This window comes from Nocardia sp. NPDC004123 (genome assembly GCF_053603795.1).
This window is the reverse complement of the sequence record NZ_JBSGGG010000001.1, coordinates 161,312-178,215: the sequence shown is the minus strand read 5'-3', so window position 1 is coordinate 178,215 and position 16,904 is coordinate 161,312. Positions and strand designations below refer to the sequence as shown.

Genomic DNA, 16,904 nt, shown 5'->3' with positions numbered 1-16,904 from the left:
CGCTGATTTCCGATTCCCGGTCGCACGATCTGGCCGGGTTATTCGGTCCCGGTGGCGCGGCGGGCCGCGGCCTGGAAGGCGGCGATGACCATGGCGACGGCCGGGCGCTTGTCGGCGTGCGGGCGGGTGGCCAGGTCGTAGACGCGGGCGGCGCGGACGCCGGCCAGCCGGAGCATGACGAGGTCGGGGTGACGGACCGCGTGGCGGGGCATGAGGGCGACGCCGTAGCCGGTGGCCACCAGCGCCTCGATGACGCTGAACTCGTTGAGCCGCTGCGCGATTCGCGGCTGCACGCCGGTGACGGTCGCGATCGAGCGGAGCACGTCGTCGACCGGGAAGCCGGTGCGGACGCTGATCCAGGTCTCGTCGGACAGCTCCGCCGGAACCACCGCGCCCTGCCGGGCCAGCCGGTGATCGGGCGCGACCACCACATCGATCGGCTCGCGCATGAGCACCCGCGAGGACACCCGCGGCCCGCTGAGCGAGGGCGCCCGCTCGTCACGGTGGGTGAGCACCACGTCGTAATCGGCCAGCAAACGCGGCACCTCGCTGGGCGGCACGTCCTCGTCGCGCGCCACCATCTCCACCCCGCTGTCCGCCAGCTCGGCCAGCACATGCGGCAGCAGCAGCGTCGCCCCCGACGGGAACAGGGCCACCCGCACCCGCCCGCGCGGCGATCCCCGATACTCCGCCATCTCGCTGACCGCCCGTTCCATGGCCTCGAGCACCTCATCGGCCCGCACCACCAGCGCCCGTCCCGCATCGGTCAGCCGCACCCGCCGCCCATCCGGCTCCAGCAGCGCCACCCCCGCCTCCCGCGCCAGCACCTTCAACTGCTGCGACACTGCCGACGGCGTCATGGACAATGCCTGCGCCACAGCGGCAACCGTCCCGCGATCGGCCAGTTCCCGGAGCACCCGCAGCCTTTCGAGTGACATGAGCGGCCCCTCCGACCGCGCCATGCCGGACCCCTCGAGCTGCGCAGCGCCGACTTCCGCGGCTGCGCCCGTGCCTCGGCCGCCCTCGTGGACCGGGGCCGCGTCGGGAGGGCTCGGTTTGACGCGTCGCGCCCGCGTAGGGGCGGGGCCGGGCCGGGCTGCGCTCACCGGGGCGTCCGGGGTGGCATCGGCGCGAGTGTCGCGGGGGATGCGGCGTGGGGGTGGGACGGAGCGGGGTGGGTCGGGCTGGGGCATGGTTAAGTAGTACTACATTGTTGATGCAGAATTATTCGATTGTTCTTATTTATTAGCGTCAGCAAGATTTTCGGCATGACCAATCGCGATCGACTGCTCGGGCTCACCGTCGTGGTGCTGTGGGGATTGAACTTCCTGGCCATTCACGTGGGGCTGGAGCATTTCCCGCCGTTCTTCTTCGCGGGGCTGCGGTTCGCCGTGATCGCGATTCCGGTGCTGCTGTTCGTGCCGCGGCCCAGGGTGCCGTGGAAGTGGTTGCTGCTGTACGGGATCGGGTTCGGGATACTGCAGTTCGCGTTTCTGTTCACCGCCATGCGGGCGGGGATGCCGACGGGTCTGTCCTCGCTGGTGCTGCAGTCGTCCGCGCCGTTCACGGTGCTGCTGGGCGCGGTGTTGCTGCGGGAGCGGCTGCGCGGCATTCAGCTGGCGGGGATCGCGGTGGCCATGGCGGGTATGGCGGTGATCGGGTGGGACCGTTCGCACCACGCGGCGCTGCTGCCGCTGGTGCTGACCCTGCTGGGTGGACTGGGCTGGGCCTTCGGCAATATCGGGTCCCGGCTGGCCGCGGCCTCGTCCGAGCAGGTGAACCCGCTGCACCTGACATTGTGGATGGCCGTGGTGCCGCCGATCCCCATGTTCGTGCTGTCCGCGCTCACCGAGGGGCCGGCCACCGGGTGGAACGACCTGATCGACTCCTGCTCGGCGACCGGTTGGCCCGCCTACGCGGCCCTGGCCTACATCGTCGCGCTGGGGACGATCGCGGGATCGGGGCTGTGGACCTATCTGATGAGCCGCTATCCGGCGGGCACGGTGGCGCCGCTGTCGCTGGCCGTGCCGGTGGTGGGAATCGCCGGCTCCTGGGCGTTCCTGCACGAGACTCCGTCCGCGTTGTCCCTGTTCGGGGCCGTCATCGTGATCGCCGGCGCCTTCACGGCCACCTCGGCGGGCCGCCGCGTCCGGGTGCCGGAGGCGGCGCTCGACACGCCTGGACCCATCCGACCCGCCGGGCCGACACGCCGGTCAGAACTGGACCCGAATCTCGTCGAGGCATAGCTGAGCAGTCCGATTTGCTGTAGTTCGCCCATCTTTCGGGTTTTCGGGATGAAATTTTCCACCCCAACCGACCATCTGTCTGCGACAGCTCCATAGGATGCGGACCAGGCGTGGGAGGTAACGGGTATGGCAGGACAACGTTTGTCCGTCACGCGGCGATCAGTGTTGCGTGGAGCGGTCGCAGCCGGGGCAATGGCGGGAGCGGTGGCGGCGGGGGCCGCCCGCCCCACCGCCGCCCGGGCCGAGACCGGACGGCGGGTCGTGGTGCTGGGCGGTGGGGTCGCGGGCCTGACCGTGGCGCACGAGCTGGCCGAACGCGGCTTCGAGGTGACCGTCTACGAGCGGCGGGCCCTGGGCGGCAAGGCACGCAGCATCGCGGTCCCGGGCAGTGGCAAGGACGGGCGGCCGGAGCTGTGGGGCGAGCACGGATTCCGGTTCTTCCCCGGCTTCTACCGCCACCTGCCCGACACCATGCGGCGAATCCCGTTCGCGGGCAACGCCAATGGTGTGTGGGACAACTTGATCGCCGCCCCCGAGGCGCGGTTCTCGCGCAAGGACGCGGACGACACCATCATTCCGATGGGCAAGTTCGGCAAGCCCTGGTCGAGTCCGGACGACTTCCGCGAGACCGTCGGGTCGGCCATTACGACCTCCACGAAAATGGGCACCAGCGATGCCCTGTATTTCGCGAGTCGCCTGCTGGTCTTCAACACCAGCTGCGACGCCCGCCGCTACGGGCAGTGGGACAACATGGCCTGGCGGGATTTCGTGGGCGCGGGCAGGCGCTCCAACGAATTCCGCATGCTGCTCTCGCGCACGCTCACCACGCTGCTGGTGGCCGCGCGCGAGGACAAGGCCAGCACCCTCACCATCGGCACCATGGGCGAGCAGTTCCTGGGCAATCCGCTCGAGGTCGGCAATGACGGCGCGCTGGACCGGCTGTTGAACGGGGCCACCAACGAGGCCTGGATCGATCCCTGGGTGAACCGCCTCCGGGATCTCGGCGTCACCTTCGTCAACGCCGAGGTCCGGGGTCTGGATCTGGAGGGTGCGCGCATTTCCGGTGCGCGCGTGGTGGATTCGTCGGGCGCGGCCCAGACGGTCACCGCCGACCATTTCGTGAGCGCACTGCCCGTGGAGGTGGCCCGCACCCTGTGGACGCCCGAAATCCTGTCGCTGCGACCGGAATTGGCAGGCATGAGCCAGCTGACGGTGGACTGGATGACCGGCATCCAGTTCTTCCTCCGCCGCCCCACCGATATCGCGCGCGGGCACACCGCCTACGTCGACTCCCCGTGGTCGCTGACCTCCATTGCGCAGGCCCAGTTCTGGAACCGCACCCCGGTCACCGGCATGGGCGACGGCACCGTGCAGGACTGCCTGTCGGTCGACATCTCCGACTGGAACACCCCCGGCATGCTCTACGGCAAGACGGCCAAGGAGTGCACCCATGACGAGATCGCGCGCGAGGTGTGGGCGCAGCTGCAGGCACACCTCAACGATCGCGCCGACCTGCTGCGCGACGAGGATCTGCACTCCTGGTTCCTCGACACCGGCATCGCGTGGGACGCCGCGCAGCAGCGCAACACCAATGCCGATCCGCTGCTGATCAATACGGCGGGCTCCTGGGCGCTGCGCCCGGAATCGCATTCCGACTCGCTCCAGAACCTGTATCTGGCAGGCGATTACGTGCGCACCAATGTGGACCTGGCCACCATGGAGGGCGCGTGCGAGGCGGCCCGCGGCGCGGTGAACAAGCTGCTGGAGGTGGCGGGTTCGGATGCCCCGCGCTGCAAGCTGTTCACGCTCTACCGCGCGGAGGTGCTGGAGCCGTTCCGGCAGCTGGACATTCAGCGGTACGCGGCGGGACAGCCGAACATGTTCGACGCCTAGGGCGCTTCCGCACACCGGCGAAAAAGGCTGGTGTGCGGCCCGTACCGCGCGTTGAATCGGGGGCATGAGCGAGATCACGGACCCGGTCGAACTGCGTGAACTGCTGGGGGAGGTCGCGCCGCGGCCGCGGAACAAGGACCGGTACGCCCTGCATCACTGGGATCGGGAATGGATCGCCCGCTCACCGTTCGTGGTGCTGGCCACCAGCGATGCCGACGGCAACTGCGACGCCTCGCCGAAGGGCGATCCGGCGGGCTTCGTGCGGGTGCTCGACGACAAGACGATCGCCATTCCCGAGCGGCCCGGCAATCGCCGCGCGGACGGCTACCTCAATATCCTGAGCAATCCGCATGTCGGCGTGCTGTTCCTGATTCCGGGCCGCGGCGACACCCTGCGGATCAACGGCCGCGCCCGGCTGGTCCGTGACGCACCCTATTTCGACGACATGGTGGTCAAGGGTCATCGCCCGATCCTGGCCATCGAGGTCGCCATCGAGCAGATCTTCTTCCACTGCTCCAAGGCGTTCATGCGCAGCGCGCTGTGGCAGCCGGAACAGTGGCCCGAGGACACGATGCCCAGCGTCGCGCGCCTGGTGAAGGATGTGCAGCCGGCCACCCCCGAGACCCTCGAGCAGCTCGAGGCGTACTACACGGGCGAGGGCTATCGAAAGATGCTCTACAACGGCTGAGTGCGGCGCGTATCACGCCGTGGGCCCCGATGCCGCCTGCACGTCCCGCCCGCCATCCCCATAAACTCGCGTCGTGGCAGACATCTCGATGCGCGGACAGCTGGCGCTGCGGGCGGCGACGGCGGCGTCGTGGGCCTCGCGGCGGGCCGGGCGCGGCAACGGCTCGATGATCGGCGGGCTGATCGCGCTGAAGATCGATCCCTCCCTCATGGCCCAGCTGGGTCGCGGCAAGCGCACCGTCCTGGTGACCGGCACCAATGGCAAGTCCACCACCACCCGCATGACCGCCGCGGCGCTGCAGACCCTCGGCGGCGCGGATCGCCGAGGACTCGGCAGTGTCGCCACCCAGGCCGACGGCGCGAACATGGACGCCGGGATCGTGGCCGCGCTCACCGCGCACCGCAGCGCGCCGCTGGCCGCCATCGAGGTGGACGAACTGCACCTGCCGCATGTCGCCGACGCGCTTAATCCGTCGGTGGTGGTGCTGCTGAACCTCTCCCGGGACCAGCTGGACCGGGTCGGCGAGATCAATATGATCGAGCGCCGCCTGCGCGAGGGCATGGCGCGGCATCCCGCGGCCGTGCTCATCGCCAACTGCGACGACGTACTGGTCACCTCCATCGCCTACGACCACCCGAACGTGGTGTGGGTGTCGGCCGGCAGCGGCTGGTCGGTGGACGCCACCAGCTGCCCGCGCAGCGGCGAGCCCATCGTGTGGGAGGGCGAGCACTGGTACAGCACGGGCGCGGACTTCCAGCGGCCCGTGCCGCAGTGGCGGGTCGGCGAGCACACGCTGTCCGGGCCGGACGGCCTGGAGATCCCACTCGCCCTTGCCCTTCCTGGGCGCGCCAATCGCGGCAACGCCGCGCAGGCGGTGGCCGCCGCGGTGGCGCTGGGCGCGGATCCGGCCGCGGCCGCGGCCGCCGCGGGCACCGTGCGCGAGATCGCGGGCCGCTATCGGACGGTCGAGGTGGACGGCCGCCGCACCCGCATGCTGCTGGCCAAGAATCCGGCCGGCTGGCAGGAGGCGCTGTCCATGATCGATCCGGCCGCAACGGGTCTGGTGATCGCGGTCAACGGCCAGGTGCCCGACGGCGAGGACCTGTCCTGGCTGTGGGACGTCCGCTTCGAGCACTTCGAGGGCACCCAGGTGGTGGCCGCCGGCGAGCGCGCCACCGATCTCGCGGTCCGGCTCACCTACGCCGGCGTCGAGCACATCACCGTCGCGGATCCGCTGGACGCCATCGCCTCCTGCCCGCCGGGACGGGTCGAGGTGCTGGCCAACTACACCGCGTTCCGCGACCTGAACCGCGACCTGGAGACGGGGACCCGCGCATGAGTGAATCGACCGTCCGCATCGGCCTGGTCCTGCCCGACGTCATGGGCACCTACGGCGACGGTGGCAATGCCGTGGTGCTGCGCCAGCGCCTGCGCATGCGCGGCTACGACGCCGAGATCATCGAAATCCCGCTCACCGAGCCGGTTCCCAACTCGCTGGACGTCTACACCCTGGGCGGCGCGGAGGACTCGGCCCAGCGCCTGGCCACCCGCCACCTGCAACGCCACCCGGGCCTGCAGGAGGCCGCCGGACGCGGCACTCCGGTGCTGGCCATCTGCGCCGCCATCCAGGTGCTCGGCCACTGGTACGAGACCTCCGCCGGGGAACGTGTGGACGGCGTCGGCCTGTTCGATGTCACCACCTCCCCGCAGGAGAAGCGCGCCATCGGCGAGGTGGCGACCCAGCCCCTCGTTCCGGGCCTCTCGCAGCCCCTCACGGGCTTCGAGAACCACCGTGGCGGAACCAAACTCGGCGGCGACGCCAAACCGCTGGGGCGCGTCACCAAGGGCGTCGGCAACGGGGTGGGCGACGGCCTCGAGGGCGTCATCCAGGGTTCGGTGCTCGGCACCTACATGCACGGCCCGGCCCTGGCCCGTAACCCGGAGCTCGCCGACTATCTGCTGACCCGGGCCCTGGGCGTGGATTCGCTTCCGGCGCTGGATCTCCCGGAGGTCGACCAGCTTCGCCGCGAGCGCCTGCGGGCCTGACAGCGGCCTGCCTGCGCCCGGTCCCGCGATGCCGGTGAAGTGTGGAAACACATAGCCGGCCCGCATATCTCGGTGGCGATCTCGCACCAACCTGTTGAGGCGTGGCCGACCGGCCGGTAATCTCGCGCGCGGCCATGCGTGATGAGGGAGGTGGCCGCTTGCGTAGGCGCGCCGTGTTGAAGGCTGCTGTTTCGGCGGCTCTGCTGGCAGGTGTCGGGATGGGTACCGCCGGTCGCGGTGCCGGACCGGCGTCGGCCAATCCGTTGTGGAACGCGCTGTACCAGGCGTGGGTACCGGAAATCTTTGCGCCGCTGCCGGATCCGCCGGAACACAGCGAGGCCATCGTCATCGGCTCCGGCTTCGGGGCCGCGGTGACCGCGCTGCGGCTGGCCGAGGCGGGCGTGCAGAACACCGTGCTCGAGCGCGGCTCGCGCTGGCCCAACGACCCGTGGCGGGAGATCTTCACCGGCGACGACCTGCCCGACGGGCGCGGCTTCTGGCATCGCACCAGCTTCACCGGCATCACCAAGGTGCCCATGCCGTGCTCGGATTTCGGTGGCGTGCTGGACGTCACGGAGTATCCGGGCATCGACGTGTGGCGCGCGGCCGCGGTGGGCGGCGGGTCCATCGTGTTCAGCGGCGCCATGGTCGCGCCGCCGCGGCGCCTGTTCGACCAGGTCTTCGGGGGCGTGGTGAACTACGACGAACTCGATTCGGTCTACTACCCGCGGGTCCGCCAGATGCTGCGGCTGTCCACCATGCCGGCGGACGTGTACGACTCCACGCCCTTCACCCATGCGCGGGTATGGGATCGGCAGGTGCGGGCCGCGGGTTACGAACCGCATGCCAATGATTCGATCTTCAACTGGGATGTGATCCGCGCCGAGCTGGCAGGCGCCAGCCGGGCCTCGGCCATCGCGTCGCGCAGCAATCTCGGCAATTCCAATGGCGCCAAGTTCGATCTGAACCAGAACTACCTGCGCTACGCCGAGGGCACCGGCCGCTCGGCCATCTACCCGGGCCACCGGGTGGACGCCATCGGCCAGGACGGCAGCGGCAAGTACGTGGTCACGGTGACCAAGCTGGCCCCGACCGGTCAGGTGCTCGGCAGCCGCACGCTCACCTGCGACCGCCTGTTCCTCGGCGCGGGCTCGGTGGGCACCTCCGAACTGCTGGTGCGCGCCCAGGCCACCGGCGCCCTGCCCAACCTCAACGAGCACGTGGGCGACGGCTGGGGCACCAATGGCGATGTGGTGCTGGCGCGCAGCGTCAGCTCGCTGTCCATGACCGGCGGTGGCGTGCCCAGCGCCAGCCGCATCTTCGACGACTCGGGTATGCCGCTGCACCTCGAAAGCTGGTATGTGCCGGGCATTCCGGTGGACACCGGCGCCATCGCCTCGCTCGGCATCACGCTGGACCCGACCCGGGCCCGCTTCGGCTACGACGCCGGCCGCAACGCGGTGGGACTGAGCTGGCCCAGGGCGGCCCAGGATCAGGTGGTCGCCGCCTGCCGCGCGGTCGATCAACGGGTGGCGCAGGCCGACCGCTCGCTGGTGAACTACACGCCGATCGGCTATGACGCGCAAGGCTTCTTCACCGCGCACCCGCTGGGCGGGGCGGTGCTGGGGCAGGCCACCGACGCCTACGGCCGGGTCATCGGGCATCCGGGCCTGTACGTCATGGACGGCGCGGGCATCCCGGGCAGCACCGCGACGGTGAACCCGTCGCTCACCATCACCGCTGTGGCGGAACGCAATATCGAGGCGATCATCCGGGCAGGGAAGTAGCCGGCCCGGCCGCCCCGCCCCTCGAAGCCCGCCGCGCGGTCGTTTGCGCCGACTACGCTGGCGGGACCGTTCGATGAGGAAGGGGACGTCGTGATCGAGCTCGGCGCAGCGGATGAGGATGAATTCCCCCACAAGCCTCCCACGCTGTGGACCGATTTCGTCATGCTCGGGCTCGCGGTGGTCTCGGTCGCGCTCGTCACCTGGGTGACCTTCTTCCCGGTCTCCGATCACACCTACCGGACGATCCGCATCACGGACTACAGCATCTGCGCGGTGTTCCTCGCCGAATTCCTGTGGCGCTGGCGGCGTGAGGGCTGGAGCTGGACCTTCCCCTTCATCTACTGGTACGAGGTCCTCGGCATGATCCCGGTGACCAGTCCGTTCTTCCGCGGTTTCCGGCTGCTGCGCATCGTGGTGATCGCGGTGCGGGTGGGCCGGGTGGCCGACCGCGCGTTCGGCGACCGGATCACCGCGGCCGTGGTGAACCGGTCGATCGGCGCCATCGTCGAGGCCATCGAGCGCCCGATCACGGTGGCCGTGCTGGACGAGGTCGCCGAGGTTTTGCGGTGTGGCCGATACACCCGCAACATCGCGAATGCGCTGGAGGAGAACCGTTCCGAGATCGATCAGATGATCCTCGAGGTGATCCGCAGTGATCCCCAGCTGGGGAAGGTGCGCTATGTCCCGTTCCACGAGGAGATGATTCGCGGCATCGCCGACGCCAGTTTCCGCGTCGTGCTGCAGGTGCTCGCCGATCCGCGCACCGACGAGCTGGTGGCGGATGCCCTGCGCGAGAACATCAATCAGATCCGCGAGGCCGTGAACTCGGGGGAGCGGGTGCCGGAGGCCATCGACAACCGGCTCACCCCGCGGCCCTGAGCCGTCGCCGGCCGCGTGTTCGAGGGCCTCAGTCGAGCCCGTGCCGGATCAGATCGCGCGGCTGGGCATAGCGCACCACCTCGAACACGATGAGCGCCAGCAGGACCGCGCAGAGCACGCCGAGCGCGGCCAGTGCGGGCACCGCCGACGCCAGCGGGATCAGGGCCAGCAGCACCACCGCCGCCACCAGTCGCGGCACCAGCACCTTGCCGGTCGCGTAGTGCCGGAACCCGACCAGGGCGACCAGGTACGCGATCACACCGCCGTACAGCGCGAACAGCGGGATCCCGTGCAGCTCGTCGCTGAGCGAATGTCCTTGCGCCCCACCCACGTAGTTGAGCACCTTCTTCAAACCCAGTGCCATGGCCACGATTCCGGCGATCATCGGGAAGTGCCAGAAGGTGTAGCAGTTGCGCGCGATCTGGATGCGGCGCTCGCCGCCGGCGCGATGCATCGCGTGCTCCACGACCAGCGCGGCCACATCGAAGTACGCCCACCACAGCAGGCCCGCCACGCCCAGGCCCAGCATCGAGCCCACGGTGATGGACCAGGAGATCGGCAGCCCGGCCACGCCGACGCCGATGGACACGATGGATTCGCCCAGCGCGATGATGACGATCAGCCCGTACCGTTCGGCGAAATGCGAGGGCGAGTAGAGCCGCCACTCGTTGCCCGCGAAGAACGTCCAGCCCATGTCCCAGACCAGCGCCGCCAGCCACAGCCCCAGCTGCGCGGTCCCGGTGGTGAGCGCGCCGGCCACCAGCAGCACGCTGGCCACGCTGAGTGAGCCTGCGGCCCAGCGGATCACCTGCCGGCGTAGCTGGGCGTCGTGGCTGCTGGCCATCCAGAACACGGTCAGGTGGACCAGCCGGACGGCCAGGTACGCGATGACGAATACCAGTGGCCCGTACCAGCCGCCGGGCAGATCGCGGAAGGACTCGGGAATGGTGAGCGCGATGATGAACGCAGCGCCCATGGCCACGAACATGGCCACCCGGGCGATGCCCTCATCGGCCTTGACCACATTGCCGAGCCAGGAGTAGCCGATCCAGCCCCACCACAGCATGGCCAGAATGAGCAGTGCGCGCAGCAGATTGACCGCGGTGGTCTCGTGCGCGGCGAAGTCGGTGACCATGGTGAAGGCGAAGACGATCACCAGGTCGAAGAACAGTTCCAGCTGCGTCACCGAGGCGTCCTCGGCGACGGGCATCATGCGGGTGCGTACGGGACCGGGCATGAGGGACATCCTGCCCAATGTGCGGCTCGAAAGGCAGTGTCGATCACGGCTGTTCGCTGTTCGCGATCAGCCGCGCGTGTTCGCGGCCGGCCTAGGCGGTGCCGAAGCCGGGCTCGAAATTGCGGCCGTAGTCCAGGCGCTGCGCGTAGCCCGGCTGGGCGTACCCGGGCTGGACCTGACCGGGCTGCTCGAATGCGGCCGATTCGGCGTAGGGCGCTTCCTCCACCTCACCGAGTCCTTGGACGCCGGTGACGGATTCGACGAATGCGATGAAGTTGCTGATCATCGCGTCGCCCTCGCGGCGGGCGCTGCGCTTGAGCAGCATGCCGGGCGCGGGAATCGGCAGGTAGACCTCGGAGTGGTACCAGACCTCGGTGGCGCCGTCCTCGGTTTCGCCGAGGTCGAACCAGCCCTTGCCGCCGGCGCCGGCGCTGGATTCGGAAACCCGCCATTCGACGCGGTTCTCGGTGCAGGTGTACTCGACGACCTGCCGGTCGGGGCGGCCCATGAGATTGGCCGACACGTAGACGCGCTTGGGGCGGCCGCGCTTGTCGCGGGTGGCGACCCGGACGTCTTGATGGGAGGGGGACCAGTCGGGCATTTGCTCGACCATGAGCAACGCATCCATCACCTGTCCGGGATCGATGTCGATGACGAACCGGTGATCAGTCTTCGTTCTCATATCTACCCTTCCATTCGGGCACCGATTGTGACCAGGGTCGCTCGGAGAGTCAACTGTGCTGCCCCTCGCTTCTGACCGACTGGTCGGTCTGGTAAGTCCCGATTTCCCTGCTCGGCAGGGCTATCCGGTCACGCCGGGGCGTGATCGGAAAATCTTGGGCTAACACGGCCGAAACGGGTTGTGACCGGGTGTCGTCAGCCCGGCTCCACCACCGAATCCGGGCCCGGGAACACCAGGCTCGTACGGCCGTCGGCAAACCGCACCACGTAGGGCGGCTCACCTTCCGCGCCGCGCACTTCGACGATTTCCGCGGTGTGGTCGGGGAGTCCGACATTGCGCCCATGGATGACCAGATGATCACCGACACTTGCATGCATACTTGGGATTATTCGCCCCTGGTGATGCTCGTCACAAGGTCGGAATGGCACGTTCCACCGCCACGCGCACCAGCCGGGCCGCCTCCTCGTCGGTGAAGATGTCCGGCAGTGTGAGTCTTTCGACGATCAGCCAGTTCAGGGCCAGGTAGAGCAGCGTCACCGAATCGGCGTCGCCGGGCAGGCCGGAGTCCAGATGGTTGCGGACATTGAAATCGAGGTCCGCGCGCACGCGCTCGGCGAGGATCGCCTGCAGCTCCGGGCGGCGGGTGGCCTCGAGCCGCAGTTCCAGCAGCGCGAGGTAGCCGGTGCGGAACGCGGTGATGCGGTTGACGGTCTCCGTCATCAGTTCCGCGATGGTCTCGCGGGTGCGCGGGCCGGTGAAGAGATGGTCCATCGTCTCCTTGCTGGGTTGTAGCCGCTCGTAGAAACGGTGCCCGGCCTGGATCAGGAGTTCGTCGCGATTGGCGAAGTAGTTGGAGGCCGTGCCCGCGGGCACCCGGGCCTCCTTGTCGACCGCGCGGAAGGTGAGTCCGCGCGCGCCGTCGCGGGCCAGGACCTCGATCGCCGCGTCGATCAGGGCATTGCGTCGTTCCGGATTCGTCCGAACCATTGACACCACTCCATGTGTAGTACTACGTTCGTAATCACTACGGACATAGTACTACGAACAAGGCGGTAAACAATGCGAAAGCTCGTCTACTACGTGGCGGTCTCCCTCGACGGCTACATCGCCGGTCCGCAGGGGGAATACGACTTCTATCCGACCGGCGACGACATGATGGCCTGGTTCAACGAGGCCATGCCGGAGACGGTCCCGACTCACCTTCGCGAACTGGTCGGCCTGCCGGTCGATACGCCGAACCGGCAGATCGACACGGTCCTCATGGGGCGCGGCAGTTATGAACCCGGCCTGGCCGCCGGAACCGACAGCCCGTACAACCACCTGAAGCAGTACGTCTTCTCGACCACCCTTGCGCCGGTGGACAATCCGCAGGTGGAGATCGTCTCGGGCGATCCGGTAGAACTGGTCCGGCGCCTGAAAAAGGAAGAGGGCCTGGACATCTGGCTCTGCGGCGGCGCGAATCTGGCGGGACAGCTGATCGGCGAGATCGACCGGTTGATCCTCAAGAGCTACCCGGTCATCGCGGGTGCGGGCCTGCCCATGATCGTCGGCAACTTCAGCCCGTCCCGGTTCGAGGTCACTCAGCGCCGGGAATTCGGCAACGGCACGCAGGTCACCTGGCTCGACCGGGCCTGAGTCCCGTTCGTGCTCAATCGCTTCCGCGGATCCGGGCGGTGACGTCCATCGAGGTCTCGTGCAGCCGGTCGAAGATCTCGAGCAGTAGCGCCAACTGCTCGTCCGAATAGTCGCGGGCGATCTTGGCGAATTCCGTTGCCAGGAACTCGTAGTGCGGTGCGATCTCGTCGGTGCGGTCGTCCAGGGCGGTGACGATCACCCGGCGCCGATCCTTCGAATCGTGTTCGCGCCGTACGAATCCGCCCTTCAGCAGCCGGTCGATCATCCGGGTGATGGCCCCGGTGGTGAGGCCGGTGCGCTGGGCCAGTTCGCCCGCGGTGGCCGGGCCGCCGATGCGCAGCATATTGAGACAGCGCAGGTCGGTGACGTGCAGGCCGAGCTTGTCGGCCATGGCCCCGTGCAGCATCACGGCGTCGGTGGCGCTGCGCTGGGCGGCGAAGGTGAGGGCGGCGCCCAATTCGTCGTGTTTCTCGCTCATCCCTTGGCAGCTTAGTCTCACTCGGGCAATATCTGAATGAGTCAACTACTGCTCAATTCAGTTGAAGACTGGTTCAGATATCTTCGGGAGGGATGTCATAACTGTTCAGCAGATCACCGACGAAACCGCCGTTCGCGCCCTGTTCGAGCGCTCGAATCAGGCACGGGCGGACGGGGATGCAAGCGTCGCCGGAACCGCTTCGACACCAAGGTGAACGTGTACGTCGCGGTGCGGCGGGGACCGCGAGTGGGGCTTCGCCGCCTTCCACAAAACCAAGTACAGCCGGCTGTTCAACACCCTTGTCGCCAAGCATGATCCGGGCGTGCGGATGTCGGCGCCGGAATAGCTGCCGGGTGACTGGAATCCGCGGACGGGAGGTGGGACGAAAAGTCGTGGACCTGGGCCGGTAGTCTTGGGCGTCGGTAGCAGCAGTTTGTCGATCTTGGAGGATTTCCGCCGTGGCTCTAGTCGTCCAGAAGTACGGAGGATCCTCGGTCGCCACCGCCGAGCGCATCCGTCGGGTCGCTGAGCGGATCGTCGAGACCAAGAAGCAGGGCCACGATGTGGTCGTCGTGTGTTCCGCCATGGGCGACACCACCGACGAACTCCTCGATCTGGCCCAGCAGGTCGCGCCCGCCGCCCCGGCCCGCGAGATGGACATGCTCCTCACCTCCGGTGAGCGCATCTCCAATGCGTTGGTCGCCATGGCCATTCACTCGCTGGGCGCCGAGGCCCGTTCGTTCACCGGCTCGCAGGCCGGTGTCATCACGACCGGCACGCACGGCAATGCCAAGATCATCGACGTGGCCCCGGGCCGGGTGCAGCAGGCGCTCGGCGAGGGCACCATCGTGCTGGTCGCGGGCTTCCAGGGCGTGAGCCAGGACAGCAAGGACGTGACCACGCTGGGTCGCGGTGGTTCCGATACCACCGCCGTCGCGCTGGCCGCCGCGCTCAATGCCGATGTGTGCGAGATCTACACCGATGTGGACGGCGTGTTCAGCGCCGACCCGCGCATCGTCTCCGACGCCCAGAAGCTGGACACCGTCTCCTATGAGGAAATGCTGGAGATGGCCGCCTGCGGCTCGAAAGTTCTCATGCTGCGTTGCGTCGAGTACGCGCGCCGCTACAACGTGCCCGTTCACGTGCGGTCCTCGTACACCGACAAGACGGGCACCATGATTACCGGATCGATGGAGGACATCCCCTTGGAGCAAGCAATCCTCACGGGCGTCGCGCACGACCGCAGCGAGGCCAAGGTGACCGTGGTCGGCATTCCGGACAAGCCGGGCTACGCCGCCAAGGTGTTCCGCGCGGTCGCCGATGCCGAGATCAATATCGACATGGTGTTGCAGAACATCTCGAAGGTCGACACCGGTAAGACCGACATCACCTTCACCCTGCCCAAGCTGGAGGGCCCGCGGGCCGTCGAGCTGCTCACCAAGCAGCAGGGCGAGATCGGCTTCTCCCAGGTCGTGTACGACGACCACATCGGCAAGGTGTCGCTGGTCGGCGCGGGTATGAAGTCGCACCCGGGCGTGACCGCCACCTTCTGCGAGTCGCTGGCCGACGCGGGCATCAACATCGACCTGATCTCCACCTCGGAGATCCGGATCTCGGTGCTGGTCAAGGACAACGACCTGGACGAGGCCGTGAAGGTGCTGCACTCGGCGTTCGATCTGGGCGGCGACGAGGTCGCGGTCGTGCACGGCGGAACGGGACGGTAACGGCATGGGTGTGCGTGTAGGCGTCGTCGGCGCGACCGGTCAGGTCGGCGCGGTCATGCGAAAGCTGCTGGAGGAGCGCAACTTCCCGGCCGACGAGGTGCGGTTCTTCGCGTCCGCGCGCTCGGCGGGCAAGACGTTGCCGTTCCGCGGCCGCGACATCGTGGTCGAGGACACCGAGACCGCCGACCCGAGTGGACTGGACATCGCGCTGTTCTCGGCCGGCGCCACCATGTCCCGGGTGCAGGCCCCGCGCTTCGCGGCCGCCGGTGTCACCGTCATCGACAATTCCTCGGCCTGGCGCAAGGACCCCGAGGTGCCGCTGGTCGTCTCCGAGGTGAACCCGGAGGCCACCCGCAACCTGGTCAAGGGCATCATCGCCAACCCGAACTGCACCACCATGGCCGCCATGCCGGTGCTCAAGGTGCTGCACGACGAGGCCGGGCTGCAGCGGCTGATCGTGTCCAGCTACCAGGCGGTGTCGGGCTCCGGCCTGGCCGGTGTCGAGGAGCTGGCCTCGCAGGTGCGCGCCGTGATCGGCGATGCCGAGAAGCTGGTGCACGACGGTTCGGCCGTGGAGTTCCCGGCGCCGAACAAGTACGTGGCCCCGATCGCCTTCGACGTGATCCCGCTGGCGGGTTCGCTGGTGGACGACGGCAGCGGCGAGACCGACGAGGATCAGAAGCTGCGCAACGAGTCCCGCAAGATCCTGGGTCTGCCGGATCTGCTGGTGAGCGGCACCTGTGTGCGCGTCCCGGTCTTCACCGGCCACTCGCTGTCGATCAATGCCGAATTCGCGCAGCCGCTTTCGGTGGAGCGCGCCGAGGAGCTGCTGGCGAAGGCGCCGGGTGTGAAGCTCACCGACGTCCCCACCCCGCTGGCCGCCGCCGGTATCGACGAGTCGCTGGTGGGCCGCATCCGCCAGGATCCGGGTGTGCCGGACGGCCGCGGTCTGGCGCTGTTCATCTCCGGCGACAACCTGCGTAAGGGCGCTGCGCTCAACACGATTCAGATCGCGGAAGTTCTTTTGAACAACTGATCAGATCTATCCGTTACGGACCGTGCACAAGAAAGTGCACGGTCCGTTTTCGGATATTGTCCAGGCGTCAATGCGATAGGCTCTCCGGAGTCGGTCAATCCGCCCAAAGTTCGGCACAGGGGAGCGGCGGTAGTCGATCGGTCCGGAGCCCGTCGATCGTGACTTCTATGCGATGCGGGCGCAAATGCGCAGCGAGGCGTTCGGCAATTGCGCGTTCCGCGCGGTAATCCAAGATCATTCCTCCGGGAAACCGCAGGCGCACATGGACTTCGTCGGTTTTCGGCGCCGCGGTCATCTCGATGGTGCCCGATGCGAGGCTGGTTGACCTTTCATCGAGCGCGAGTTCCGGATACCCTCGCGTTCGAGGCGCGCGGTGATGCTTTGCACCGTCGCCCCGTCGGCAGTGGAGGAATACTTGGTGGCCGCAAGGGCGCACGCCGCGAACCACATTGCCGCGCCGCCGATTCCGGCTCCGAGTAGGAAGAAGAGAAGTTCGCCGGGCATGACCACCTCTTGTCGTCCGTTTGGTTCGACGGGTCCTCTTCAAACGTTAAACACAGAAAAATTGCGGTG

Annotated in this window: 16 protein-coding genes; 10 read left to right on the top strand and 6 right to left on the bottom strand. The window is 68.1% G+C overall.

Features of this window, described 5'->3' with window-relative positions; all coding sequences use genetic code 11:
* Nucleotides 1-38: 38 nt before the first annotated feature.
* Entirely contained in the window at nt 39-938 is a 900-nt protein-coding gene (locus ACWEQQ_RS00865) for a LysR family transcriptional regulator (RefSeq protein WP_452346698.1), read from the bottom strand.
* Between the two features lie 330 nt (nt 939-1,268).
* Between ACWEQQ_RS00865 and ACWEQQ_RS00860 the strand changes: the two genes are divergently transcribed.
* From ACWEQQ_RS00860 to ACWEQQ_RS00830, 7 genes are all read left to right on the top strand, one after another.
* On the top strand, nt 1,269-2,246 hold the full coding sequence (locus tag ACWEQQ_RS00860; protein WP_452346697.1) for an EamA family transporter: 978 nt from the start codon (nt 1,269-1,271) through the stop codon (nt 2,244-2,246).
* A gap of 126 nt (nt 2,247-2,372) precedes the next feature.
* Complete coding sequence (locus tag ACWEQQ_RS00855) at nt 2,373-4,139, top strand: hydroxysqualene dehydroxylase (RefSeq protein ID WP_452346696.1); 1,767 nt, start codon at nt 2,373-2,375, stop codon at nt 4,137-4,139.
* Nucleotides 4,140-4,203: 64 nt separating this feature from the next.
* Nucleotides 4,204-4,827 carry a pyridoxamine 5'-phosphate oxidase family protein gene (locus ACWEQQ_RS00850; protein WP_452339762.1) on the top strand — a complete coding sequence of 208 codons (624 nt, stop codon included), beginning with the start codon at nt 4,204-4,206 and terminating at the stop codon, nt 4,825-4,827.
* A gap of 88 nt (nt 4,828-4,915) precedes the next feature.
* A complete protein-coding gene (locus tag ACWEQQ_RS00845) occupies nt 4,916-6,166 on the top strand; it encodes a MurT ligase domain-containing protein (RefSeq protein ID WP_452339813.1) in 1,251 nt (416 codons plus the stop codon).
* Nucleotides 6,163-6,873, top strand: a complete 711-nt coding sequence (locus tag ACWEQQ_RS00840) for a type 1 glutamine amidotransferase (protein ID WP_452346695.1) — start codon at nt 6,163-6,165, stop codon at nt 6,871-6,873. The genes ACWEQQ_RS00845 and ACWEQQ_RS00840 overlap by 4 nt, the downstream gene beginning before the upstream one ends.
* A gap of 218 nt (nt 6,874-7,091) precedes the next feature.
* Nucleotides 7,092-8,660, top strand: coding sequence for a GMC oxidoreductase (locus tag ACWEQQ_RS00835; protein WP_452346694.1), 1,569 nt, complete (start codon nt 7,092-7,094; stop codon nt 8,658-8,660).
* A 90-nt stretch (nt 8,661-8,750) separates the two neighbouring features.
* Entirely contained in the window at nt 8,751-9,539 is a 789-nt protein-coding gene (locus tag ACWEQQ_RS00830) for an ion transporter (protein ID WP_452346693.1), read from the top strand.
* A gap of 28 nt (nt 9,540-9,567) precedes the next feature.
* Here the strand turns inward: ACWEQQ_RS00830 and ACWEQQ_RS00825 are convergent, their stop codons facing one another.
* The 4 genes from ACWEQQ_RS00825 to ACWEQQ_RS00810 all read right to left on the bottom strand — a co-directional run bounded on the left by ACWEQQ_RS00825 (nt 9,568) and on the right by ACWEQQ_RS00810 (nt 12,445).
* On the bottom strand, nt 9,568-10,776 hold the full coding sequence (locus tag ACWEQQ_RS00825) for a low temperature requirement protein A (RefSeq protein WP_452346692.1): 1,209 nt from the start codon (nt 10,774-10,776) through the stop codon (nt 9,568-9,570).
* Between the two features lie 91 nt (nt 10,777-10,867).
* Entirely contained in the window at nt 10,868-11,458 is a 591-nt protein-coding gene (locus tag ACWEQQ_RS00820; protein WP_354838907.1) for an SRPBCC family protein, read from the bottom strand.
* A 194-nt stretch (nt 11,459-11,652) separates the two neighbouring features.
* Entirely contained in the window at nt 11,653-11,835 is a 183-nt protein-coding gene (locus tag ACWEQQ_RS00815) for a DUF1918 domain-containing protein (RefSeq protein ID WP_354838910.1), read from the bottom strand.
* A 31-nt stretch (nt 11,836-11,866) separates the two neighbouring features.
* On the bottom strand, nt 11,867-12,445 hold the full coding sequence (locus tag ACWEQQ_RS00810) for a TetR/AcrR family transcriptional regulator (RefSeq protein ID WP_452346691.1): 579 nt from the start codon (nt 12,443-12,445) through the stop codon (nt 11,867-11,869).
* Between the two features lie 72 nt (nt 12,446-12,517).
* Between ACWEQQ_RS00810 and ACWEQQ_RS00805 the strand changes: the two genes are divergently transcribed.
* Nucleotides 12,518-13,093, top strand: a complete 576-nt coding sequence (locus ACWEQQ_RS00805; protein WP_379387647.1) for a dihydrofolate reductase family protein — start codon at nt 12,518-12,520, stop codon at nt 13,091-13,093.
* 13 nt (nt 13,094-13,106) lie between these two features.
* Here the strand turns inward: ACWEQQ_RS00805 and ACWEQQ_RS00800 are convergent, their stop codons facing one another.
* Nucleotides 13,107-13,571, bottom strand: a complete 465-nt coding sequence (locus ACWEQQ_RS00800; protein WP_452346690.1) for a MarR family winged helix-turn-helix transcriptional regulator — start codon at nt 13,569-13,571, stop codon at nt 13,107-13,109.
* A 458-nt stretch (nt 13,572-14,029) separates the two neighbouring features.
* On the opposite strand from ACWEQQ_RS00800, the gene ACWEQQ_RS00795 reads away from it, so the two are divergent.
* Both ACWEQQ_RS00795 and ACWEQQ_RS00790 read left to right on the top strand, forming a co-directional pair.
* Nucleotides 14,030-15,295: an aspartate kinase gene (locus ACWEQQ_RS00795; RefSeq protein ID WP_452339753.1), complete on the top strand. Its 1,266-nt coding sequence runs from the start codon at nt 14,030-14,032 to the stop codon at nt 15,293-15,295.
* A 4-nt stretch (nt 15,296-15,299) separates the two neighbouring features.
* On the top strand, nt 15,300-16,331 hold the full coding sequence (locus tag ACWEQQ_RS00790; protein WP_354838928.1) for an aspartate-semialdehyde dehydrogenase: 1,032 nt from the start codon (nt 15,300-15,302) through the stop codon (nt 16,329-16,331).
* The last annotated feature ends 573 nt before the right edge of the window (nt 16,332-16,904 follow it).